Origin of the sequence: Mycobacterium sp. 4858 (assembly GCF_900240975.1) — a bacterium.
GTDB lineage: Bacteria > Actinomycetota > Actinomycetes > Mycobacteriales > Mycobacteriaceae > Mycobacterium.
Map to the genome: position 1 here is coordinate 1,679,019 of NZ_LT968775.1, position 23,193 is coordinate 1,702,211.

At 69.0% G+C, this 23,193-nt stretch carries 18 protein-coding genes and 1 pseudogene; 9 read left to right on the forward strand and 10 right to left on the reverse strand.

Going from position 1 to position 23,193, the window contains the following annotated elements:
* Positions 1-324 precede the first annotated feature (324 nt).
* The 6 genes and pseudogenes from ripD to C1737_RS26705 all read left to right on the forward strand — a co-directional run.
* A pseudogene (gene ripD, locus C1737_RS07665) lies at positions 325-996 on the forward strand (NlpC/P60 family peptidoglycan-binding protein RipD); the annotation flags it as partial.
* 373 nt (positions 997-1,369) lie between these two features.
* Positions 1,370-3,526, forward strand: a complete 2,157-nt coding sequence (locus C1737_RS07670; protein WP_102417637.1) for an acyltransferase family protein — start codon at positions 1,370-1,372, stop codon at positions 3,524-3,526.
* Between the two features lie 38 nt (positions 3,527-3,564).
* On the forward strand, positions 3,565-5,763 hold the full coding sequence (glgX, locus tag C1737_RS07675; protein WP_068098527.1) for a glycogen debranching protein GlgX: 2,199 nt from the start codon (positions 3,565-3,567) through the stop codon (positions 5,761-5,763).
* A gap of 3 nt (positions 5,764-5,766) precedes the next feature.
* On the forward strand, positions 5,767-8,067 hold the full coding sequence (gene treY / locus C1737_RS07680; RefSeq protein WP_102417638.1) for a malto-oligosyltrehalose synthase: 2,301 nt from the start codon (positions 5,767-5,769) through the stop codon (positions 8,065-8,067).
* Entirely contained in the window at positions 8,060-9,802 is a 1,743-nt protein-coding gene (gene treZ, locus C1737_RS07685; protein WP_102417639.1) for a malto-oligosyltrehalose trehalohydrolase, read from the forward strand. The genes treY and treZ overlap by 8 nt, the downstream gene beginning before the upstream one ends.
* 58 nt (positions 9,803-9,860) lie before the next feature.
* Complete coding sequence (locus C1737_RS26705) at positions 9,861-10,010, forward strand: hypothetical protein (RefSeq protein ID WP_156751998.1); 150 nt, start codon at positions 9,861-9,863, stop codon at positions 10,008-10,010.
* A 5-nt stretch (positions 10,011-10,015) separates the two neighbouring features.
* Here the strand turns inward: C1737_RS26705 and C1737_RS07690 are convergent, their stop codons facing one another.
* A complete protein-coding gene (locus tag C1737_RS07690; RefSeq protein ID WP_102417640.1) occupies positions 10,016-11,344 on the reverse strand; it encodes an aminotransferase class I/II-fold pyridoxal phosphate-dependent enzyme in 1,329 nt (442 codons plus the stop codon).
* Positions 11,345-11,379: 35 nt separating this feature from the next.
* Between C1737_RS07690 and C1737_RS07695 the strand changes: the two genes are divergently transcribed.
* A complete protein-coding gene (locus tag C1737_RS07695; RefSeq protein ID WP_102417641.1) occupies positions 11,380-12,069 on the forward strand; it encodes a pyridoxamine 5'-phosphate oxidase family protein in 690 nt (229 codons plus the stop codon).
* 29 nt (positions 12,070-12,098) lie between these two features.
* Here C1737_RS07695 and ilvA read toward each other — a convergent pair whose 3' ends face one another.
* From ilvA to C1737_RS07710, 3 genes are read right to left on the reverse strand one after another with little or no spacing between them, the layout of a single operon-like run.
* A complete protein-coding gene (gene ilvA / locus C1737_RS07700; RefSeq protein ID WP_067923287.1) occupies positions 12,099-13,382 on the reverse strand; it encodes a threonine ammonia-lyase in 1,284 nt (427 codons plus the stop codon).
* A 38-nt stretch (positions 13,383-13,420) separates the two neighbouring features.
* Complete coding sequence (locus C1737_RS07705; RefSeq protein ID WP_068098498.1) at positions 13,421-13,858, reverse strand: nitroreductase family deazaflavin-dependent oxidoreductase; 438 nt, start codon at positions 13,856-13,858, stop codon at positions 13,421-13,423.
* A gap of 10 nt (positions 13,859-13,868) precedes the next feature.
* Positions 13,869-14,441, reverse strand: coding sequence for a TetR/AcrR family transcriptional regulator (locus C1737_RS07710; protein WP_102417642.1), 573 nt, complete (start codon positions 14,439-14,441; stop codon positions 13,869-13,871).
* Between the two features lie 95 nt (positions 14,442-14,536).
* On the opposite strand from C1737_RS07710, the gene C1737_RS07715 reads away from it, so the two are divergent.
* The gene (locus tag C1737_RS07715) at positions 14,537-14,944 is read left to right on the forward strand and encodes a hypothetical protein (RefSeq protein WP_102417643.1); all 408 of its coding nucleotides are present in this window, start codon (positions 14,537-14,539) and stop codon (positions 14,942-14,944) included.
* Positions 14,941-16,386, forward strand: a complete 1,446-nt coding sequence (locus C1737_RS07720; protein ID WP_102417644.1) for an FAD-dependent oxidoreductase — start codon at positions 14,941-14,943, stop codon at positions 16,384-16,386. Before C1737_RS07715 ends, C1737_RS07720 begins: the two co-directional genes overlap by 4 nt.
* 3 nt (positions 16,387-16,389) lie before the next feature.
* On the opposite strand, the gene C1737_RS07725 is transcribed toward C1737_RS07720, so the two are convergent.
* The 6 genes from C1737_RS07725 to fadD11 all read right to left on the reverse strand — a co-directional run bounded on the left by C1737_RS07725 (position 16,390) and on the right by fadD11 (position 23,165).
* A complete protein-coding gene (locus C1737_RS07725; RefSeq protein WP_102417645.1) occupies positions 16,390-17,175 on the reverse strand; it encodes a DUF6065 family protein in 786 nt (261 codons plus the stop codon).
* A 255-nt stretch (positions 17,176-17,430) separates the two neighbouring features.
* On the reverse strand, positions 17,431-17,994 hold the full coding sequence (locus C1737_RS07730) for an arsinothricin resistance N-acetyltransferase ArsN1 family B (protein WP_102417827.1): 564 nt from the start codon (positions 17,992-17,994) through the stop codon (positions 17,431-17,433).
* A 79-nt stretch (positions 17,995-18,073) separates the two neighbouring features.
* Entirely contained in the window at positions 18,074-18,592 is a 519-nt protein-coding gene (locus C1737_RS07735; RefSeq protein WP_102417646.1) for a phenolic acid decarboxylase, read from the reverse strand.
* Positions 18,593-18,640: 48 nt separating this feature from the next.
* Positions 18,641-19,384 (reverse strand): MBL fold metallo-hydrolase, encoded by a 744-nt coding sequence (locus C1737_RS07740; RefSeq protein ID WP_233214680.1) that lies wholly within the window; start codon positions 19,382-19,384, stop codon positions 18,641-18,643.
* Between the two features lie 65 nt (positions 19,385-19,449).
* Positions 19,450-21,342, reverse strand: a complete 1,893-nt coding sequence (locus C1737_RS07745; protein ID WP_102417647.1) for a lysophospholipid acyltransferase — start codon at positions 21,340-21,342, stop codon at positions 19,450-19,452.
* On the reverse strand, positions 21,339-23,165 hold the full coding sequence (gene fadD11 / locus C1737_RS07750; RefSeq protein WP_102417648.1) for a fatty acid--CoA ligase FadD11: 1,827 nt from the start codon (positions 23,163-23,165) through the stop codon (positions 21,339-21,341). Before fadD11 ends, C1737_RS07745 begins: the two co-directional genes overlap by 4 nt.
* Between the last annotated feature and the right edge of the window lie 28 nt (positions 23,166-23,193).

Genomic DNA, 23,193 nt, shown 5'->3' on the forward strand with positions numbered 1-23,193 from the left:
CCGCCACCGCGGTTCGGCCGTCGGGCGCTCCGGGCCCCACGCTGAGACCCAAATCACAACTGCGCATACGGGATTCGCCCGCCCAGTCACCTTCCGGTCACGGTACGACAAAAAATCCCGCCGGAGGCTGGCGGCTAACAAGCGTTGTTGTCAGAGTGGTTGCAGTGACTGATGTGAAAACAGGGGCTTCCCCCGCTGTTCACATCCGCAAAGGTCATGCAGCGGCGTCGGCCCCAATGTGGAGGCTCTCGCCCAAGTCATGCAACGGCGGCGGACGCGTGAAGTCACCGCGCTGAGGCCAGAGAGCCCTGAGAGGCCAAGGACATGAAACGCATCTACGCCTTCGCGATCGGTCTGGCGATCGTCGCGGCCCCGGTGGCCGCCGCCCCCGTCGTCGCGTCCGCCGACCCGGGCGCCCGGTCGATGGACTACCAGCAGGCCACCGACGTGGTGATCGCGCGCGGGCTGTCGCAGCGCGGCGTGCCGTTCTCGTGGGCCGGTGGTGGCATCAACGGCCCCACCCGCGGCACCGGGACGGGCATCAACACCGTCGGATTCGACGCCTCGGGCCTGATGCAATACGCCTACGCCGGCGCCGGCATCAAGCTGCCGCGCTCGTCCGGGGCGATGTACAAGGTCGGCCAGAAGGTGCTGCCGCAGCAGGCGCACAAGGGCGACCTGATCTTCTACGGCCCCGAGGGCACCCAGAGCGTGGCGATGTACCTGGGCAACAACCAGATGCTCGAGGTGGGCGACGTCGTGCAGGTTTCGCCGGTGCGCGCCAACGGCATGGCCCCGTACCTGGTCCGGGTCCTGGGTGTCCCGTCGACGCCGGCCCAGCAACTGCCGCAGCAACTGCCCGCGCAGCAAGCGCCGACGCAGCAGACCCCGCTGCAGCAGCCACCGGTCCAGCAACTGCCGACACAGCAGGCCCCGGTGCAGCAGGCGCCGACCCAGCAACTGCCGGCCCAGCAGGCCCCGCTGCAGCAGCCGCCGGTCCAGCAACTGCCGACACAGCAGGCCCCGGTGCAGCAGGCGCCGCTGCAACAACAGTCCGCGCAGGCCCCGCTGCAGCAGGCCCCGATGCAGCAACACCCGGCGCCACAGGCACCGTTGCAGCAGGCGCCGCTGCAGCAGGCACCGTTGCAGCAGGCGCCGTTGCAGCAGACCCCGATGCAGCAACTGCCGACCCAGCAAGCGTCGCCGCAACAGGCCCCCGTGCAGCTGCTGCCGCCCCAGCAATCTCCGTTCCTGCCCCCGGCGGCCGGCACCGCCCGGTAATTCCCGGCGCTTCCCGGGGTGTTTTCAACACCGCCACCTGCTCCTGACCGGGAGCGGGTGGCGGTTTTCGGTAAATTAGCGGTCAATCATGCCGACCCTGTCCCTGCCTCCCCGACCGGTCGCGACCGCGAAACCGGTCACTTCGGGAGCGCGTAAGACGGGGTTCTATCGCTACGACCTCGACGGGTTGCGCGGCATCGCGATCGCGCTGGTCGCCGTGTTCCACGTCTGGTTCGGCCGGGTCTCCGGCGGCGTCGACGTGTTCCTGGCGCTGTCGGGATTCTTCTTCGGCGGCAAGATCATTCGCGCGGCGCTGAACCCGGCCGCCACCCTGTCGCCGGTGGCGGAGGTGATCCGGCTCGTGCGCCGCCTGGTCCCGGCTCTCGTCGTGGTGCTGGCCGGGTGCGCGGTGCTGACCATTCTGGTGCAGCCGGAAACCCGCTGGGAGACCTTCGCCGACCAGAGCCTCGCCAGCCTCGGCTACTACCAGAATTGGGAGCTGGCCAGCACCGCGTCGGACTACCTGCGCGCGGGCGAAGCCGTCAGCCCCCTGCAACACGTCTGGTCCATGTCGGTGCAGGGCCAGTTCTACGTCGCCTTCCTGCTGTTGGTCGCCGGGTGCGCGTACCTCTTCCGCCGTCGGCTGGGCGCCCGCCTGCGCACCCTGTTCCTGGTGCTGCTGACGGCGCTGACGGTCGCGTCGTTCGTCTACGCGATCGTCGCGCACCAGAGCGACCAGGCCGCCGCCTACTACAACAGCTTCGCGCGCGCCTGGGAGCTGTTGGTGGGGGCGCTCGTCGGTGCGCTGGTGCCGTCCATCCGCTGGCCGATGTGGTTGCGCACGCTGTTGGCCACCGCCGCGCTGGCCGCGATCGCGTCGTGCGGGGCCCTGATCGACGGCGTGGAGGAATTCCCCGGCCCGTGGGCGCTGGTGCCCGTCGGGGCCACCACGCTGATGATCCTCGCGGGGGCCGGCCTGCAGGGCGATCCCGCAGCCAAGGACCGGCTGCCGCTGCCGAACCGGCTGCTGGCCACCGGGCCGCTGGTCGCATTGGGCGCGATGGCGTATTCGCTCTATCTGTGGCACTGGCCGCTGCTGATCTTCTGGCTGTCCTTCACCGGGCACCGGCACGCCAACTTCGTCGAAGGCACGGCGGTGCTGCTGGTCTCGGGGCTGCTGGCATACCTGACCACCCGGCTCGTCGAGGATCCGCTGCGCTACCGCACCGCCGGGAGGGCACCGGCGCCCGCGCCCGCCTGGCTGGCCCACCTGCCCAGGCCCACGATGGCGCTGGGAACGGCGATCGTGCTGCTGGGCGTCACGCTGACGGCGACGTCGTTCACGTGGCGCCAGCACGTCACCGTCCTGCGGGCCGCGGGCAAGGAGCTCAGCGTGCTCAACCCGCAGGACTATCCGGGGGCCCGCGCCCTGACCGAGCACGTGCGGGTACCGGCGTTGCCGATGCGGCCCAGCGTGCTGGAGGTCAAGGACGACCTGCCGTCCTCCACCCGCGACGGTTGCATCAGCGACTTCGTCAACCCCGCGGTGGTGGTGTGCACCTACGGCGACACGACCGCGGACCGCACGATCGCGCTGGCGGGTGGGTCCCACGCCGAGCACTGGCTGCCCGCGCTGAGCCTGCTCGGCCGGATGCACCACTTCAAGGTGACGACATATCTCAAGATGGGCTGCCCGCTGTCCACCGAGGAAGTCCCGTTGATCATGGGCAACAACCTCGCCTACCCGCAGTGCCGGGAGTGGGTGGAACAGGCGATGGACAAGGTGATCGCCGATCGCCCCGACTACGTGTTCACCACGACCACCCGGCCGTGGAACATCAAGCCCGGTGACGTGATGCCGGCGACGTACATCGGAATCTGGCAGCGGTTCTCCGACAACAACATTCCGATCCTCGGCATGCGCGACACCCCCTGGTTGGTCAAAAACGGCCAGCCGTTCGATCCGGCGGATTGCCTGGCCAAGAAGGGCGGCAACCCCCAGTCGTGCGCGATCAAGCGATCCGACGTGTTGTCCGACCGCAACCAGACCCTCGACTTCGTCACACAGTTCCCCCTGCTGAAGGTGCTCGACATGTCCGACGCCATCTGCCGCGCCGACGTGTGCCGCCCGGTCGAGGGCAACGTGCTGATCTACCACGGCGCGCACCACCTCACCCCCACCTACGTGCGGACCATGGCGGGTGAATTGGGCGGCCAGATCGCCGCCAACACCGGTTGGTGGTGAACGCGCCCGGCGCCGCTGACCGCGACTAAGGTCGAGTGGTGCCGACCGACAATCACGCTTCAGCAGCAGGCGTATCTGGTAATCAGCAGCCGAAACTGGCCACCGTATGGCCGGGGAACCCCTATCCGCTCGGCGCCTCGTATGACGGGGCGGGGACCAACTTCTCGGTGTTCTCCGAGATCGCCGAGAGGGTCGAGTTGTGCCTGATCGACGACGCCGGGGCGGAATCGCGCATCCCGCTCGACGAGGTTGACGGCTTTGTCTGGCATGCCTATCTGCCGAACATCACCCCGGGCCAGCGCTACGGCTTCCGGGTGTACGGGCCCTTCGATCCGGCCGCCGGCCACCGCTGCGACCCGAGCAAGCTTCTGCTCGACCCGTACGGCAAGGCGTTCCACGGCGAGTTCACCTTCGGCCAGGCGCTGTTCTCCTACGACATGAAGGCCGTCCACCCCGACGGCGATGACGCCGACCCCGGGACTCCCCCGATGGTCGACTCGCTGGGCCACACCATGACCAGCGTGGTGAGCAACCCCTTCTTCGACTGGGGCTCGGATCGTTCGCCGCTCACCCCCTACCACGAAACGGTGATCTACGAGGCCCACGTGAAGGGCATGACCCAGACCCACCCGGGCATCCCCGCCGAACTTCGCGGCACCTTTGCCGGCATGGCTCACCCGGTGGTCATCGACTACCTCAAGTCGCTGAACGTCACCGCGCTGGAGCTGATGCCGGTGCACCAGTTCATGCACGACTCGCGGCTGCTGGACCTCGGCTTGCGAAACTACTGGGGTTACAACACTTTCGGGTTCTTCGCGCCGCACAATCAATACGCGGCCAACCGCAACGCGAGCGTCGCCGAGTTCAAGTCGATGGTGCGTGCGCTGCACGAAGCCGGCATCGAGGTCATCCTCGACGTGGTATACAACCACACCGCCGAGGGCAATCACCTCGGCCCGACGATCAACTTCCGCGGCATCGACAACGCCGCCTACTACCGGCTCGTCGACGAGGATCTGCGCCTGTACAAGGACTACACGGGCACGGGCAACAGCCTCAACGCCCGCCACCCGCACGTCCTGCAGCTGATCATGGACTCGCTGCGCTATTGGGTGACCGAGATGCACGTCGACGGGTTCCGCTTCGATCTGGCCGCCACGCTCGCGCGGGAGCTGCACGACGTCGACCGATTGAGCGCGTTCTTCGATCTGGTGCAGCAGGATCCGATTGTCAGCCAGGTCAAGTTGATCGCCGAGCCGTGGGACGTCGGCGAGGGTGGCTACCAGGTCGGAAATTTCCCGGGTTTGTGGACGGAGTGGAACGGGAAGTATCGCGATACTGTGCGTGACTACTGGCGGGGCGAGCCCGCAACCTTGGGCGAGTTCGCGTCCCGGCTGACCGGGTCGTCGGACCTGTATGAGGCGACCGGCCGTCGCCCGAGCGCCAGCATCAACTTCGTCACCGCCCACGACGGGTTCACGCTCAACGACCTGGTTTCCTACAACGAAAAGCACAACCTGGCCAACGGCGAAGACAACCGGGACGGCGAAAGCCACAACCGCTCATGGAACTGCGGCGTCGAGGGACCGACCGACGACCCGGAGATCTTGGCGCTGCGCGCCCGCCAGATGCGTAACTTCTGGGCGACCCTGATGCTCAGTCAGGGCACGCCGATGATCGCGCACGGCGACGAGCTGGGCCGCACCCAGAACGGCAACAACAACGTGTACTGCCAGGACTCCGAATTGTCTTGGATGGATTGGTCGTTGGTGGACAAGAATTCGGACCTGCTGGCGTTCGCGCGCAAGGTGAGCAAGTTGCGCAAGAACCACCCGGTGTTCCGCCGCCGCCGGTTCTTCGAGGGTGAGCCGATCCGAAGCGGCGACGACGTGCGCGACATCGCCTGGCTTAATCCGAGCAGCCGCGAGATGACGCACGAGGACTGGGGTGCAAGCATTCACAAGTGTGTGGCGGTGTTCCTCAACGGCGAGGCGATCACCGCACCCAATGCACGCGGCGAACGGGTGGTCGACGACTCATTCCTGTTGTGCTTCAACGCCGGCGAGGAGCCGGTGCAGTTCGTACTGCCGAACAACGAATATGCGCAGGAGTGGACCGTGGAACTGGACACCAACGACCAGGTGGGCGTCAAAGACGATGGCCCCCAGGTGATGAACGCCGAGGAGCAGATCGTGGTGGGTTCACGTTCACTTCTGGTATTACGTAAGACCATGTGACGCATGGCCTTACCCATACTGTCGACCTACCGGCTGCAGCTGCGGGGTGAGGCCAGCGGGTTCGCGTTCACCTTCGCCGACGCGGAAAATCTGCTGGATTACCTGGACGAGCTCGGGGTGTCGCACCTCTACCTGTCCCCGATCATGACCGCGGCCACCGGGTCCAACCACGGCTACGACGTCACCGACCCGACGACGGTCTCCCCCGAGCTCGGCGGCCGCGATGGGCTGGAACGGCTGTCGGCGGCGGCGCGCGAGCGCGGCATCGGCCTGATCGTCGACATCGTGCCCAACCACGTGGGGATCGACCAGCCCCAGCAGAACGCGTGGTGGTGGGACGTGCTGACGCACGGCCGGTCCTCGGACTATGCAACGTATTTCGACATCGACTGGGACCTCGACGCGGACGGCCGCATCGTGCTGCCGATCCTGGGTTCCGACGACGACGCCGCCGACTTGCACGTCGATGGTGACCTGCTGCGGCTGGGTGACCTGGCCCTGCCCATGGCGCCCGGCACCGCGGAGGGGACCGGACCCGAGGTGCACGATCGCCAGCACTACCGGCTGGTGGGCTGGCGCAACGGCGTGTGCGGCTACCGGCGTTTCTTCTCGATCACCTCGCTGGCCGGGCTGCGCCAGGAGGACCGCGCGGTGTTCGACGCGACCCACGCCGAGGTCGCCCGCTGGGTGGCCGAGGGACTCGTCGACGGCGTGCGCATCGATCACCCCGACGGGCTGTCCGACCCCTGCGGCTACTTGGCGTGGTTGCGCGAATCGGTTGGCCCGCAAACGTGGATCGTGATCGAAAAGATCCTCGCGGTCGACGAGGCGCTCGAGCCCACCCTGCCCGTCGGCGGCACCACCGGCTACGACGTGCTGCGTGAGGTCGGCGGCGTGTTCGTCGACCCGAGCGGCGCGCCCGCGCTGACCGAGCTCGTCGAGTCGGCGGGCCTGGACTACGGCGCGGCGCCGCAGATGTTGTCCGAACTGAAGATCCACGCGGCCACCGACACGCTGGCCAGCGAACTGCGCCGGCTGTGCCGCGCCGTCGTGGCGGCGGCCGGCGCCGATCACCCACGGCTGCCCGACGCGGTAGCCGCGCTGCTCACCCATATCGGCGTCTACCGCTGCGACTATCCGGGGCTGTCGGCGATCATGCCGACCGCGCTCGCCGAAACCCAAGCGCGCGCACCGGAATTGGGGCCCGCCCTGCAGGTGCTCGCCGCGGCGCTGGCCTCCGGCGGCGAGCCGGCCACCCGGCTGCAGCAGCTGTGCGGCGCGGTCACCGCCAAGGCAAGCGAGGACTGCTACTTCTACCGCGATGCCCGGCTGGTGTCGCTCAACGAGGTGGGCGGCGAACCGCACCGGTTCGGCGTCGGCGCGGCGGAGTTCCATCACAGCGCCGCCGCCCGCGCCCGCCTGTGGCCGCAGACGATGACGACGCTGACCACGCACGACACCAAGCGCGGCGAGGACGTGCGAGCCCGCATCGGGGTGCTGTCGCAGGTTCCCTCGCTGTGGACCGAGTTCGTCGCCCGCTGGGAGGTCGACGCGCCCTCACCCGACCGGGCCACCGGACAGTTCCTGTGGCAGAACATCTTCGGCGTGTGGCCGGTCGGCGGCGAGGTCACCGCAGAGCTGCGCCAGCGGCTGCACGCCTACGCCGAGAAGGCCATCCGCGAAGCGGCCTGGCGCACCTCGTGGAATGACCCGGACGCCGAGTTTGAGGACGCCGTGCACCGGTGGCTGGATGAGGTGTTCGACGGCCCGGTGGCGGGCCAACTGACCGAACTGGTCGTCCAGCTCAACCCGCACGCCGCCAGCGACGCACTGGGCCAGAAGCTGCTGGCCCTGACGGTGCCCGGGATACCGGACGTCTACCAGGGCACGGAACTGTGGGACGACAGCCTCGTGGACCCGGACAACCGCAGGCCGGTCGACTACGCGGCCCGGCGCGACGCGTTGAAGGCGTTGGAGCACCCCAAGATTCGGGTGGTCACGACGGCGCTCCGGGTGCGTCGCGCCCACCCGGAAACCTTCCTGCATGGCCACTACGTGCCCGTCCTGGCCGACGGCGACGCCGGCGACCACGTGCTCGCCTTCCGCCGAGGCGACGACATCGTGGTCGCGGTGACCCGCTGGACCGTGCGGCTGGCCGAAACCGGCTGGGGCAACACGGTGCTGCCGCTGCCCGACGGGACCTGGAAGGACGCCCTGACCGGTGCCGTCGCGGACGGCCCGACCTCGGCCGCGCAGCTGTTCGCCGACCTGCCCGTCGTACTGCTGGAGCGTCACCATGACTGAATTCCGCGTCTGGGCACCCAAACCGGAGTCGGTCCGGCTCGACGTCGAGGGCCGGGTGCACCCGATGACGCGCGCCGACGACGGCTGGTGGCACACGAGGGTCGACGCGGCGCCGGATGCCCGCTACGGGTTCGTGCTCGACGACGATCCCACCGTGCTGCCCGACCCGCGCTCACCCCGCCAGCCCGACGGCGTGCACGCGCGCTCGCAGCTGTGGGACCCGGCCGGCGCGGCGTGGACCGACGACGACTGGCAGGGCCGGCCGGTCGAGGGCGCGGTGATCTACGAACTGCACCTGGGCACCTTCACCGAGGCCGGCACCTTCGACTCCGCGATCGAGAAGCTGGACTACCTGGTGGACCTGGGCGTCGACTTCGTCGAGCTGATGCCGGTGAATTCCTTTGCCGGAACGCATGGCTGGGGATACGACGGGGTGCTGTGGTACAGCGTGCACGAACCCTACGGCGGCCCCGACGGCCTCGTCCGGTTCGTCGACGCCTGCCACGCGCGGGGTCTGGGCGTGCTGATCGACGCGGTGTTCAACCACCTCGGCCCGTCGGGCAACTACCTGCCGAAGTTCGGGCCCTACCTGTCGTCGGCCAGCAACCCCTGGGGCGAGGGCATCAACATCGCCGACGCCGACTCCGACGAGGTACGCCGCTACATCATCGGGTGCGCGTTGCGCTGGATGCGCGACTTCCACGCCGACGGGCTGCGGCTGGACGCCGTGCATGCCCTGGTGGACACCACGGCCATCCACATCCTCGAGGAGCTCGCGACCGAAACCGATTGGCTGTCGCAGCAGTTGGGCCGTCCGCTGTCGCTGATCGCCGAGAGCGACCTCAACGACCCGCGGCTGATCACCGCGCGCGACCGTGGGGGGTACGGCCTGACCGCGCAATGGGCGGACGACATCCATCACGCCATCCACACCGCGGTGTCGGGTGAGCGGCAGGGTTACTACGCGGATTTCGGGTCGCTGGCCACGCTGGGACAAACGCTGCGCCACGGATACTTTCACGCGGCCACGTATTCGTCGTTCCGGCGCCGCCGCCACGGCCGGCCGCTGGACACCACGGAAAAGTCGGGCATCCCCGGCACCCGGCTGGTCGCGTACACCTGCACGCATGACCAGGTCGGCAACCGGGCGCTCGGGGACCGGCCGTCACAGAACCTGACCGGCGGGCAGCTGGCGATCAAGGCCGCGCTTGCGCTCGGGACGCCCTTCACCGCAATGCTTTTCATGGGTGAGGAGTATGCGGCGTCGACGCCGTTCCAGTTCTTCAGCTCGCATCCCGAGCCGGAGCTGGCCAAGGCCACCGCCGAAGGGCGCAAGGCCGAGTTCGCCGAACACGGCTGGGATGCCGACGAGATCCCCGACCCGCAGGACCCGCAGACGTTCCGGCGCTCGAAACTCAGGTGGGACGAGGTCGACTCGGGCGAGCACGGCCGCGTGCACCGGCTCTACCGCGAGCTGATCGCCTTGCGGCACAGCGACCCCGACCTGGCCGACCCGTGGCTGGAGCACCTCACGGTCGACTACGACGAGGACCAGCGCTGGATCAGCGTGTCGCGCGGGCGGTTGCGCATCGTATGCAACCTCGGGCCCGAGGCGGTGAAGGTGCCCGTCGCCGGTGACGTGGTCCTGGCCTGGGGCGATCCCTCGGTCGACGCCGACCACACGGTGCTGGAAGGCCAGTCCTTCGCCATCCTGGCGGTGCGCGCCCAGACGTAAAGGCGCGGCTGTGGATAACGGTGAGCGGCCGCGCCGGGCGACCGTCGATGATTCGCCAATGAATCGATCCGCATTCGGCCGGTGTATCGGCCTGCTGAGGAAGAAGAACACGACGCCGGCTCCGCCGGTCGCGCTCGACGAGACGCCGCCGGAGCGCAGCGTGGTCCTGTTGTGGACGGGCCCCGGTCTGGGAAACGGTCGCACCTAAGGCGTTTAGACGCTGGGGCGGCCCGCGCCGTGCACCGCCGCGGCGATCGCGTCCGCCAGCGGGTCGATCTCGTCGGCCGTCAGGTCCGCGACGGTGACGCGGATCCCCGGCGGGGTGCCGATCCGAAACCGCGTGCCAGGGGCAGCCGCCCAGCCCGCGCCGAGCAACCGGGTGATCGCGACGGTCTCGTCGGGCACGGGGACCCAGACGTTGAGTCCGGAGCGCGCGTGCGCCACGACGTCGCGCTCGGCGAGGGCGGCGGACAGTCGCCGGCGGGTTTCGCCGTACTGGCGCTCGGCCTTCGCGACGAGTCGCGTGGCCGCCTGATCCGACCACAGGCGGATGGCCAGGTCCTGCAGCAGGTGACTCACCCAGCCCGGGCCGAGCCGCAGGCGGCCGTGCACCCGTTCGACGGTGCGGCGGTCGCCCGCGAGCACGGCCACGCGCAGGTCGGGTCCGTAGGCCTTGGACGCGGACCGCACGAACGCCCAGTGCCGGGTCGTGCCGGCCAGCGTGCGCAGCGGGGCGCCGGAGATGCCCGCGCAGTGATCGTCCTCGACGAGCAGCAGATCGTCGGCCCGCTGCGCCAACAGTCGCCGCAGCGCCTCGGCGCGGTCGGCGGATAGTGCCGCCCCCGTGGGGTTTTGGGCGCGATTGGTGATGACGATCCCGCGCACCCCGCGGGCCAGCGCCCGCGCCAGGTCGGCCGGCAGCGGCCCGTCGTCGTCAACCCGGACCGGCTCGGCTGAAAGTCCGAGGGCGGCAAGCAGATCAAGCAGATTGGCCCAGCCCGGGTCCTCGACGGCGACGCGGTCGCCGGGACGCAGATGCGCGGTCAGGACGCGCTCGATGCCGTCGAGGGCGCCGCTGGTCACCGCGAGGTGCTCGGCCGGAACGCCATCGGCGGAAAGCGCCGCCCGGGTGAACTCGGCCAACGCCGCCGACATCGCCGGCTCGCCGTACAGCACCGGGCGGCCCGCAACGGGTCCGGCCAGGGTGGCCCCCGCGAGGGGCAGCAGGGCGGGGTCCGGATTCCCGGTCGACAGGTCGCGCACCCCGGCGGGCACGTCGAGCGCCAGCAGTGACCGCGGCGTGGTCGCCGGGCGGTGCCGCACCCGGGTACCTCGCCGGCCCGCGGTCTCGACGGCCCCGCGCTGACGCAGCAGGCGGTAGGCCGCGGCGGCGGTGTTGGCGTTCACGCCGAGGCGGGCGGCCAGCTCACGGACGGGCGGCAGCGCATCCCCAGGCGCCAGGGAACCCGCCGAAATCGCCTCTTCGATGCTGGCGGCTATGGAGTCCGCACCCGTCCCGGTTATGCTGCTTTGTACTGACACGCTACCAATTATGTACTAGTACGAAAGCAAAGGCTATGCAGACCGGATACCAGCCGACGCCGCGAACCACACCCACGCGCTACCGCGAGCGCATGCACTACGACCGCGAGACGGTCCACCAGATCCTCGACGCGTCGCTGATCTGCCACCTGGGCTACCTCAGCGCCGGCCGGCCGGTGGTGCTGCCGACGACGCATGCCCGCCTCGGCGAGACGCTCTACCTGCACGGCTCCACCGGCGGCGGCCCCCTGCTCGCGGCCCGCGCCGCGCCGGATGGCCTGCCCGTGTGCGTCACCGTCACCCTGGTCGACGGGCTGGTGCTCGCGCGCTCCGCCATGCACCATTCGGTGAACTTCCGCTCGGTGGTCGTGCTGGGCGACGCGCGCGCGGTCGACGACGAGGCGGAGAAACGGCGGGCTCTCGCCGGCCTGCTCGATCACCTCGCGCCCGGGCGCGCCGCCGACTGCCGGGGCCCGAACCCGCGCGAACTGGCCGCGACCGGCGTTCTCGCGCTCGACCTCGTGGAGGTATCGGCCAAGGTGCGCACCGGAGGGCCGGTGGACGACCCGGAGGATTGCGCGCTGCCACACTGGGCGGGGGTGGTGCCGCTGAGAGTGACGGCCGGGCCGCCGGTGCCGGCCGGGGACCTGGATCCCGCCACGCCGGTGCCGGCATACCTCCCCCGACTGCGCGAGCGTCCGTGTCTGCACGGCGACACGCCGTAAAGCGCGTACGAATGCGGACGCTCGCTGGGCTAGAACAGCAGGTAGCGGTAGGCGGGCGAGCCGGGCTCGAGGCGTTCGACGTGCAGCTCGGTGGCCCGCATCCGCGCCAGTAGGCCGTCCAGATCGGCCGAGGACGCCAGCTGGATCCCCACCAGTGCCTCACCGGTCTCGCGGTTGTTGCGCTTGATGTACTCGAACAAGGTGATGTCGTCGTCGGGTCCCAGCACCTCGTCGAGGAACCGGCGCAGCGCCCCGGGCTCCTGCGGAAAGTCCACCAGGAAGTAGTGCTTGAGGCCGAGGTGGACCAGCGAGCGTTCCAGCACCTCCCCGTAGCGCGACACGTCGTTGTTGCCGCCCGAGATGAGGCACACCACCGTCGAGCCGGGCTCGATGTCGGCGTCCAGCAGTCCCGCGACCGACAGCGCGCCGGCGGGCTCGGCGATGATGCCCTCGTTCTGGTAGAGGTCCAGCATCGCGGTGCACACCGCTCCCTCGTCGATCGTGGTGATCGACACCATGTCACCGGCGGCCGCCAGCGCGGCGTAGGTCAGCGTGCCCGCGCGCCGCACCGCCGCACCGTCGACGAACTGGTCGACGTGGTCCAGCGTCACCGGCTTGCCGGCGGCCAGCGCGGCCATCATGGCCGCGGCCCCGGCCGGTTCGACGCCCAGCACCGAGGTGTTCGTCGTCCGCTCGGCCAGGTAGGTGGTGATGCCGGCGATGCAGCCACCGCCGCCCACGGGGACCACCACCAGGTCGGGCTCGTTATCCAGCTGTTCCAGCACCTCGACGGCGATGGTCCCCTGACCGGCGATGGTGCGCAGATCGTCGTACGGCGGCACCAGTGTGGCGCCGGTGCGCTCGACGTCGGCCAGCGCGGCGTCCGCGGCCAGGTCATAGGTCGTTCCGCCCACGATCAGTTCGATGAATTCCCCGCCGTGGTAGCGGATGCGGTCCCGCTTCTGCTGCGGGGTCTTGGCGGGCACATAGACGCGGCCGTGCACGCCGAGCGTCCGGCACGCGTAGGCGAAGCCCTGCGCGTGGTTGCCCGCCGACGAACACACCACGCCCGCGGCCAGCTCCTCATCGGACAGCTGCACCAGCAGGTTGTAGGCCCCGCGCAGCTTGTAGGAGCGCACCACCTGCAGGTCTTCCCGCTTGAGGTAGACGTTCGCACCGGTGATCGCCGACAGCCGATCACTCAATTGCAGCGGGGTCGGCGTGACCACCGCGGCGATCCGCTTGGCCGCGCCGTCGATGTCAGCCGCACACAGCGGCGCGACGCTCGGGCTATGGCTCAATTCGGCGGACACTGATCAATGGTGCCATGCCAGCCGATCAAGTCCGGAATTCAGCCGACCGGGGTCAGCACGAAGACCGGGATCTGGCGGTCCGTCTTCTTCTGGTACTCGGCGTAATCGGGCCAGGCCTCGACGGCGCGCTCCCACCAGACCGCCTTCTCGTCTCCGAACACCTCACGGGCGTCGTACTCACGGGTGACGGCGCCGTCCTGCAGCTCGACCCGTGGGTTCTTGACGACGTTGTGGTACCAAACGGGGTGCTTCGGGGCCCCGCCGAGGGAGGCCACGATCGCGTACTCGCCGCCGTGCTCGACCCGCATCAGGGGCGTCTTGCGCAGCTTGCCCGTCTTGGCGCCGACCGTGGTCAGCACGATGATGGGCTTCCCCTTCATGTCCGTGGCTTCGGTCCCGCCCGACTGCTCGTACTTCTCGGCCTGCTCGCGGGCCCAGTCCCATGGACTCGGCGCGTATTCCCCTGAAAGTGGCATGCCACCAACTCTATGCGGCGGGCCCCACGGGCGCCGGGCCCGTCAGGTAGCGCGCGAGCACCGGGCGCACCCATTCCGTCAGCGTCGCGTCGTCCATGTCGGCCAGCGCCGGCACGCCGACGACGTAGCGCGCCATTGCGATCCCGAGCACCTGGGAGCCCACCAGCGCGGCCCGCTCGACGGCGCGGTCGGGGGTGACCGTGGCCAGCGCCGGGGCGACCTGCTCGACGAACACCGCCAGCAGGGTGTCGGCGGCCGTGCGGTTGGTCGCGGCCGCGCGCAGCAGCGGCAGGAAGGAGCCGTGCGGATCCCAGACCTGGACGAACAGCGGCACCAGCACGTCCGCGAGGTCTTCGGGGGCGACACCCGACAGGTCGGGAAAGCGGACCTCCAGCCGCGACACGGCGGCGAACAGGTCCGCCTTGCTGCCGAAGTAGTGCATGACGAGCGCGGGGTCGACGGCGGCCTCCGACGCGATCGAGCGGATGGTGGTCCGCTCGAAGCCCTGCGTGGAGAACTGTGCGCGCGCCGCGCGCAGGATCGTGGCGCGCGTGATCTTCCCGTCGCGGGCTTTCGCGGACATGACCGAAAGTGTATTCAACAACTGTTGACACGGCCAGGGGCCAGGCCTACCGTTGAGTTCAACAATTGTTGAACTCAACTTGCGAGGAGGGCCCCATGACCGTGACCGTCATCCAGATCGGGCTGGACCCGGACGTGATCGACTATTCGTCGCCGGACTTCGCGCAGTTCGGGGGGCTGTCGAGGGACACGCTGCGGGCGGCCAACCACGACAACGTCGCCGCGCTGCGTGCCGTCGGCTACGACGTCGACAACTGCCTGATCGGTTTCGGCGCGGCCGGCGCCGAGAAGGTCCGGCGGCGGCTTGAGGCCAAGCGCTATGACGCGGTGTTGATCGGGGCCGGGATTCGCCTGGTCGCCGGCAACACCCTGCTGTTCGAGTCGATCGTCAACGCCGCGCACGCGACCCAGCCAGGCTGCCGCTTCGTCTTCAACCGCGCGGCGCAGTCCACGCCCGCCGACATCCGCCGCTGGTACCCGCAGCCGGAAGGAGCGGCGCGATGACCGCCCACGACGTCGACGTTCTGGTGGTGGGGGCGGGCCCCACGGGCCTGACGGCCGCGGGCGATTTGGCGCGTGCCGGGCGGTCGGTCACGGTGCTGGAACGCTGGCCGACGGAGAACCCGTCGAGCCGGGCGTTCGCCACCATGGCGCGCACATTGGAATTGCTCGACGCCCGCGGCCTGGCCGACGACCTGCTGGCGGTCGGACATCGCGCGCCGCGCGTACGGCTGTTCGCCGGCGCGCAGATCGACCTCACCCATCTCGACTCGCCCTACTCGTTCGTGTTGGTCACTCCGCAGACCAACGTCGATGCGGCGCTGCGTCGCTACGCGCTGGCTCAGGGCGCGCAGATCCGGCGCGGCATCGAGTTGATCGCGCTCGAGCAGGACGCCGACGGCGTGGCGGTCACCGCCCGCCCCAAGGACGACGACGATCCCGCGCACCGGCTGACGTGGCGGTCGCGGTACGTGATCGGTGCCGACGGCGCGCACAGCACGGTCCGAACTTTGGTGGGCGCCGGATTCGCCGGCAAGACGGTGCTGACGTCGATCGTGTTGGCCGACGTCAAGCTGGCGGACGGGCCCACCGGCGGGGGCCTCACGGTCGCGGCCCCCGGTGACGTCCTGGCCTTCCTGGCCCCCTACGACCGCCACGACGGGGAGGGCACGTGGTACCGAGCCATGCTGTGGGACCGCGCCCATCAGGTGCCCGACGGCGAGCCGGTCGAGGACGCCGAGATCGTCGACGTCCTCGCGCGGGGCATGGGCACCGACTACCGGGTTCTCGAGGTCAGCTGGAAGTCCCGATTCCATTGCGACGAAAGGCAAGTCGAGCAGTACCGGCACGGGCGGGTGTTCTTGGCCGGCGACGCCGCGCACGTGCACTCCCCGATGGGGGGTCAGGGCATGAACACCGGCATTCAGGACGCCGCCAACCTGGCCTGGAAGATCGACGCGGTGCTCGGCGGGGCCGACGAGCGGCTACTGGACAGCTACCACGACGAACGCCACCCGATCGGTAGGCGGGTCCTGATGCAGTCCGGGCTGGTCGCCCGCGCCGCCACGTTGCATCCGCGGCCCGCGCGATGGATGCGGAACCTATTGGTGCCCAGGCTGCTTCGGATTCCGGCGGTGCGGGATGTGGTGGCGGGCAGCTTCGCGGGCACGACGCTGCGCTACGGCCGCCGCGGGCTGGTCGGCACCCGCGCGACGCAGATCCCGCTCGTACAGGGACGGTTGACCGAATTGCAGCGGGGCGGGGGCTTCGTCCTCGTGCGCGAACACGGGGCCCCGCCGGTCGAGGCTCCCGGGCTGCTGCAGGCTGAGCGGGCTGATCGCGGGCCGGCGGTGCTGGTGCGCCCTGACGGATACATCGCGTGGGCCGGACCATCCGCCCATGCGCCGACGCGAATCGCCGAGCTGGCCGCGACGCGCGCGGCGTGAGCCCTATTGCTGCTTCTCGCGGTCTGACGCGACGAACGGGCGCAGGTGGATGCGCGTCTGGTGATCGGGGGCCCCGGGCTCGCCGTCGGAATGCTTGCCCCGCGTGTAGTCGCCTTGCCACGGCACCTTTTCACCCAGGGCGGTGTTGGTCGCGGCCTGCGCCTGCCCCAGCTCGTAACGGGAACGCAGGAAGAACTCGTGCTTGCGGCGCACTTCCTCGTCGGAGGCGATCGGCCTGATTTCCGGGGCGAATTCCTCCAGCTCGGCCCGGCGCTGCGGGACGATCATGCAGATCGGCTCGTCCACCTCGAAGCGCACCGGCATCATCTTGCGGGTGATTTGCCAGCTCATGCTGAAACTCGACGTGGCCCAGTCTGTTTCGACTATTCCTTCCAGCGGGGATACGGCGTCCTTCGGGTAGTTCGCCGGCCCGCGGACCAACAGGTTGTAACCGGGCGGGGTGCGAAACAGCATCGGCAGATGCCAGGTCACGATGCCGTGACCGAAGTGGCTGACGGGCAGGAATTGGCAGGCGTCGCGCCGGTCGGGAGCGATGATCACCCCCATGCTGTCGTCGCCACCCATCCAGGTGGCGGTGAATGCACACGGGTTGCGCACCTCCCAGCCACTTTGGTTCGCGATGAGCATCGGCAAGCACCGGTTCGGCCAACCGTTGCGCATCTGCGACATCCAGGGCCGGCTGATGGGGGCCGGAATTATCGGCGGCGCGTCGGCTCCGGTGGTGAACGCGATCAGCGGACGAGTCTTTCCCCCGCACGGATCATTCATCGCGGGCTCTCGCCACGAAATCGGGATGGGTCGACGCCGGTTGCCACGGCGGCGCGTATGGCCTGCCCCACAGCGACACAGCATAAGTCATACCTTCGGGTCCCCGGCCCGGTGCCCTTCCTCATGAACAGACGGTGAACTCAGCGCGTCCGACGGTAAGCCAGTATTGCGACCGAACCTTGACGGTGCCTGTGAGCCGCGCGGCTGGTTGACGTCGCCTCCGCGGAGCGCGAGCGCTATCCGCGGGGCGCGGTTCTACGCGGTGCGACCCGCCAGCACACCCTCAACTGTGCGGGCAGGCAGCTGCGACCATGGCCGCGGGTCGTGCGGCCGCGCAGACCGGTCGGCCAATGGGCGGTGCCACCAACCGATGTCCCACCACCGACCGTTCTTGAAACCGACACCACCGAACACGCCGACACGGGTGAACCCCATCGACTCGTGGAGGCCGACGCTTGCCGGATTGGGCAGCACAATGGCGGCGTAGGCGTTGCTATACCCCTGTGCCGCAAGCAGATTGAACAATGAGGTGTAGATGCGGCGACCATGCCCCTGTCGGTGGAGTGACCTGTCCAGGTAGAGCGACACGTCCACAGACCAGCGGTAGGCGGCCCGCTCGCCGTGCGGGCCCGCGTAGGCGAAACCCCTCACAACGCCTTCATCGGTGACGACCAGCCAGGCCAGCTGGGCCAGCGTGGTGGTTAATCGGGATCGCATCTCGTCGACGGTCGGCGGCACGGTTTCGAAGGAGATCACGGTGTCGCGCACATATGGCGCATAGATGTCGGCGATAGCGGCCGCGTCGTCGGGCGTCGCCATTCGGATCATGAGAACAACTATTCCGGGTCGGCATCGTCGTCGGGCCGGCGGTCACCGCTCATGGTGGCGCGCTCCACGGTCAACCTCTGTGGTCGGCCCAGCCCGGCGGAAGCTCCCCCGGGGCCACGTCAATCACCGATTCGTCGTCGGTACCGACACGCTCGAACAGCGTGATGTAGGCGAATTCGGGGACGACATAGATCGGGTAGGTCGGCCCCGCGTCGCGGTAGGCGTGCATCTCCTCGAGATGATCGTTCTGGAAACACACCGTGCGCTCGCCGTGCTGCCGAATCCATTGCGGAAAGAAGATCACCCCGTGGATGCGCCGCTTGCCGGGCATGACGTTCACGGCCACCGACGTCCCCGTGGGTTCGGTCCACGAGATTTTGTAGCTGTCGTCGTCCAGCTGCACCAGGTCCACCTCTTGGCCCTTGACCCAGCGGCCACCGACATGACCGGAATGAATCCGGTAGTCGATGGTGCGGTCGTTCTTCACATACATCTCGTAACGCCAGCCATTGGCGTAGGTGTAGATGAACCGATGTCCCACGATCCCCGACAAGTCCTGCGGCGGAATGGGATTGTCGACGGTGGTCATGGTGATATCCGTTCGGTGGCCGATTGGTTGGACGGGTCGGGCACGACGTTACCGGCGTTGTCCCTCCCACACCGTGGTCGTGGCGTGCACCACCCGGCCGTGTCCGGGCAGCAGGTGGGCGACGGGGAGTTCCTCCAGACGCTCGCGGGTGCGCGCGGCGGCGGTGTCATCAACCGTCTCGGGAGTGTGCCAGGCCCGCCCACGTGCACTCAGAACGGCGTCACCCGCTATCAGGCTGCGGCTCAGCGGGTTCCAGAAAGCGATGCTGTCGTCCGTGTGGCCCGCGGTGGCCAGGATCAGCCAGTCGGGGGCACCGGGCAACGGTTCAGCGTCGGCGAGCGCACGGACCGGTGGTGGACCGGACCAACGCATCCCGGCGGTCCCATAGCCGGCGGAGCGGGCGCCCGAAAGCAGCCCGACCACGCCGATCCGGTCCAGCGGCTGGTCGATCAGCGTGGGCCAGATGCGGGCGACGCGAGCCGCGCTGGGGGTCCGCGGGCGCTCGCCCGCCAGATACTTCATCGTCACCGCGGGCAGATGAATCGGTGCCCCATACTTCGCCGCGAGACGGGCGGCGCCGGCGACGTGATCACTATGGCCGTGAGTGGCGACGATCGCGTGGACATCTCCGCCGAGCCGGTTCAGAACGGGCGCCAGATCGGCTGCCGCAGAGGGCAATCCGGCATCGACGACGATCGCGCTTCCCTGGTTGTGGATCACATAGCAGTTGAAGACCCACCGCGAAATCCTGGTGATACCGAGTTCGGGCATCGCATCGATTACCAGGCCCACCCATCGACCCTACGTCGGTGATGCACTTGGTTGTGCCGTCGTCGTCGGATTTTGTGGGGAAGCCGTTACCGCGCCCCGGCCAGCGCAGCGATGGTGTTGACCCGCCGCACGGCGGTGGCGATCTCGTCGGCGAACTCGCGGCGTCGCCGCGCGATATCGAGGTCCTCGAAGCCGTCCACCAGTTCGCGGTGCCGGGCCAGCCGCAGCGCGGTCTTGAACAACTCCATCGACCTGGACTCGGCGCTGGCCATCCTGCGCTGCAGCTCCCACTGCTTGCCGACCTCAAGGCATTCGGTGAGAAACGCGTCCTCGTCGAATGATTCGTCGTCGTAGGCGGCCAACCGGTCGGCGACGATGTGGTAGGCATCCAGGAACGGCCGCAACACCAGGTGCGCCAGCAGCAGGTCGGCCTTCTCCAGCAGGCCACGTACGTCGGCCGCGCTGGCCGGCTTGCTGGTGTCCTCCACCCGCCCGATCAAGCGCACCTCATCGGCGAGCTCCTTTTCGAACTGCGCCCGCCCCGAGAACAGGAACTCGAACTTCAGCAACTCGCGCAGGCCCAGCGCCTCGTCACGCACGGTCGCCGGCAAAACCAAGCCGTCGACGGAGTTTTCGGCGTCTTCCGTGGCGGCCAGCAGGGCCGTCTCGGCGATGGCGCGGTCGACCACGATGTGGATGGCGGTGTTGCGGTAGAACGCGGCGACCAGGTGCTGGTCGGCCCCGATCCCCCAGACCGGTTCGGTGCCGGCGTCGTAGACGCTGACCACACCGGAGGCGACGAGCTGGTGCAGCGTCCAGCGGATGGTCGAGCGATTCGTCAGGTCGGCGGCACCGGCCACGCACCAGTTGCGCGCCGCGATGTAGCTGGCCAGCGGCCGCACAGTGGCTAGCACCTCGCTGATGGACAACGAACGGTCGGCACCCAGCAGCGCGAGGCTCACCACCGCGGTGGGCGTGACGGGGGTGGCGCGGTTGATCCGGTGCTCGACGTCCAGCGCGATGCGCTCGATCTCGGTGCCCGTTCCGGTCTCCTCCGCGCGCAGCTCTTCCAGGCGCTTGCGCAGCGGCAGCGGTTCGCCGAAGTCCAGGTAGGCGCGGCCCAGCCGCTCCCCCTGCTGGCGCGCCAGCCGAACCAGGAAACGGAAGTCCTCGGGCCGCTTCGTCGCACCGTAGGCCTCGGTGGTCATCGCCTCGACCTCGTGCAGCTGGTCGTAGACGATCGACGTGGGCACCAAATACACTTCTGGGCCGTCGATTTCGTCGACGGCGTCGCTGATGTAGCGCAGTATCCCGTACACCGGCGGACGCAGCTTGCCGGTCCGGGTGCGGCCCCCCTCGATCGACCAGGTGAGGTTGGCGTGGTTTTGCACCAGCTGCGCGGCGTAGGCCCGCAACACGTACCGGTAGACGGGGATGTCCTTGGTCTGACGCCGGATGAAGATCGTGCCGGTGCGCTTGGCCCACGCGCCCATCGGGAAGAAGTTCAGATTGGCTCCGCCGAAGGTGAGCGCCGGCGAGAGCCGGTTGGCCTGAATCACCTCCGGCAACAGCAGGCCGTCCAGATAGGAGCGATGCGAAAAGGCAAACGCCAGTGTCGCTTTGCGGTCCAGCTTGCGCAGCTGCGCTATCTGATCCTCGTCGACCAGCACGTCGTAGGCCCGCATCAGCCAGCAACTGAAGCTGCGCCAGGCCTTCACGGCCCGCTCGTCCAGCGAGGGGGCCATCTCCCTCAGGTAGCACGCGGCCTCGGCCCGCACGCCCGGCAAGTCCCGCCCGAGCTCGTCGGCCAGTCCGCTCAGCCGCTCGTCGTACCACGGCGCGGCGAGCAGCTGGACAACCTCCGCCGGGTCGGTGGTCAGCGGTGTCGTCGATTCCTCGACGATGCCGGTGCGCTGCAGCAGCTTTCGCACCCCCACCTTGCCGAACTCACGGGCCGTCGCCCCCGGTCCCCGGCTCATGCCGGTTGCACCGTCGCGGTCGCCGAAGGCTCGTGCACGTCCGGGTGCAACTCGGGTGCGTAGAGCTCCTCGATCTCGCTCGCGTACTTCGTCATGATCGGCTTGCGCTTGAGTTTCATGGTCAACGTGATCTCGTCTCCGCCCGGCTCCCAGAGCGACGGCAACACCCGGAAGCGCTTGATCTGTTCCACCCGCGACAATTTGGTGTTGCCCTCGGCCACACCCGCGGCGACCCGGGCGATGACCTCCGGATGGGTCGCCAGGGCGGCCGGCGAGGTGTCGGCCAGTCCCAGCTGGGCCGCGTAGGGACCGACCGATTCGGCGTCGAAGACCATGAGCGCAGCGTTGTACGGCCGCCCGTCACCGATCGTGATCATCACGCCCACCATCGGGCACGCGGCCAGCACGGTGTTCTCAATGTTGGCCGGCGACATGTTCTTTCCGGCGGCGTTGATGATCAACTCCTTCTTGCGGTCGATCATCCTCAGATAGCCCTCGTCGTCGACCTCGATGATGTCTCCGGTGTGCAGCCACCCGTCGACGTCGATGGCGTCGGCGGTCTTGGCGGGCTCCTTGCGGTAGCCCTTCATCACCAACGGCCCGCGGACCAGGAATTCGCCGTCCTCGGCAACCTTGCCCTCCATCCCAGGGAGCAGCTTGCCGACGGTGCCCAGGCGCGCGTCCCGCGGGTGGCTCACCGAGGCGACGCAGCTCAATTCCGACATCCCCCAGACTTCGGCGATCGGAATGCCGATACCGAGGAAGAACGCCAGCGTCTCCCTGGGGATCGGGGCGGCGCCCGACACCGCCCACCGCAGTTCGCCGAAGCCGAGCCGCTCGCGCAACTTCGACAGGACCAGCTCGTCGGCCCGGGCCCATTCGGCGGCCAGCTCGGCGGGCATCGGGTCACCGGCCAGGAGGGTGGCGGCGCGGTTGCCGGCCACCGACATCGCCCACTGCAGGGCCTGGCGCTTGACCTCGTCCGCCTCGTTGCCGACGGCGAATTCGATTCCCGCCTTGAGCTTTTCCCACACGCGCGGGACGCCACCCCATACCGTCGGCCGGACGTCGGGCAGCGCGGCGGCGATGGCGCGGACATCGGAGACGACCGTGACCTGGGCGCCGAACACTTCCAGCCCGTACAGCCCCATCACCCGGTCGGCGATGTGTGCCGTCGGCAGGTAGGACGTGACCCGGTCACCGTATTGGGAGGGCAGGACGCTGTCGAGGGCGAACGCCTCGAACAGCAGATGGTCGTGGGTCATCTCCACGCCCTTGGGATTTCCGGTGGTGCCCGAGGTGTAGATGAGCGTGACGACATCGTCCGGCTGCACGGCCCGCCAGGTCGACTCGAAGTCGAAATCCGGCGGCGCGGCGGCACACACGTCGTCGACCGACTTGGTGCCGGGCGGCGAACCGTCGACGCAGACGATGTGCTCGACGGGCGCGCCGCTGGCGCGGATGCGGTCGACGTACTGCTCCTCGCAGATCGCGACCTTGGTGCCGGCGTTGTCGAACAGGTAGGTCAACTGCTCTGCGGGCAGCGTGTTGTACACCGAAAACGAAGTGGCGCCGAGGTGTTGGGCGGCGATCTCGAACGGATAGAACTCGATCCGGTTGGCCATCATCAGCGACACCGTGTCGCCCCGGCCGACCCCCAGGCCGGCCAGCCCTGCGGTGACCTTCCGCACCTGCGCCGCAAGCTCGCTCCACGTCATGGTCTGCGTGTTGCCGGGAGTCCGAAGCGCGACGGCATCCGGCTCGATCGACGCGGTGCGCTGGAAGGCCTCGCACAAGGTGACCGGGCGCTCGGCAGTCGTCATGTGTGTGAGCGTACGTGCGTCGGTTGTG

Bases quoted from the DNA above. Each gene is read 5' to 3' on its own strand.
- C1737_RS07670 (WP_102417637.1), top strand. From the start codon at position 1,370: ATGCCGACCCTGTCCCTGCCTCCCCGACCGGTCGCGACCGCGAAACCG.
- treY (WP_102417638.1), top strand. From the start codon at position 5,767: ATGGCCTTACCCATACTGTCGACCTACCGGCTGCAGCTGCGGGGTGAG.
- treZ (WP_102417639.1), top strand. From the start codon at position 8,060: ATGACTGAATTCCGCGTCTGGGCACCCAAACCGGAGTCGGTCCGGCTC.
- C1737_RS26705 (WP_156751998.1), top strand. From the start codon at position 9,861: ATGAATCGATCCGCATTCGGCCGGTGTATCGGCCTGCTGAGGAAGAAG.
- C1737_RS07695 (WP_102417641.1), top strand. From the start codon at position 11,380: ATGCAGACCGGATACCAGCCGACGCCGCGAACCACACCCACGCGCTAC.
- C1737_RS07705 (WP_068098498.1), bottom strand. From the start codon at position 13,858: ATGCCACTTTCAGGGGAATACGCGCCGAGTCCATGGGACTGGGCCCGC.
- C1737_RS07710 (WP_102417642.1), bottom strand. From the start codon at position 14,441: ATGTCCGCGAAAGCCCGCGACGGGAAGATCACGCGCGCCACGATCCTG.
- C1737_RS07715 (WP_102417643.1), top strand. From the start codon at position 14,537: ATGACCGTGACCGTCATCCAGATCGGGCTGGACCCGGACGTGATCGAC.
- C1737_RS07720 (WP_102417644.1), top strand. From the start codon at position 14,941: ATGACCGCCCACGACGTCGACGTTCTGGTGGTGGGGGCGGGCCCCACG.
- C1737_RS07725 (WP_102417645.1), bottom strand. From the start codon at position 17,175: ATGAATGATCCGTGCGGGGGAAAGACTCGTCCGCTGATCGCGTTCACC.
- C1737_RS07730 (WP_102417827.1), bottom strand. From the start codon at position 17,994: ATGGCGACGCCCGACGACGCGGCCGCTATCGCCGACATCTATGCGCCA.
- C1737_RS07735 (WP_102417646.1), bottom strand. From the start codon at position 18,592: ATGACCACCGTCGACAATCCCATTCCGCCGCAGGACTTGTCGGGGATC.
- C1737_RS07745 (WP_102417647.1), bottom strand. From the start codon at position 21,342: ATGAGCCGGGGACCGGGGGCGACGGCCCGTGAGTTCGGCAAGGTGGGG.
- fadD11 (WP_102417648.1), bottom strand. From the start codon at position 23,165: ATGACGACTGCCGAGCGCCCGGTCACCTTGTGCGAGGCCTTCCAGCGC.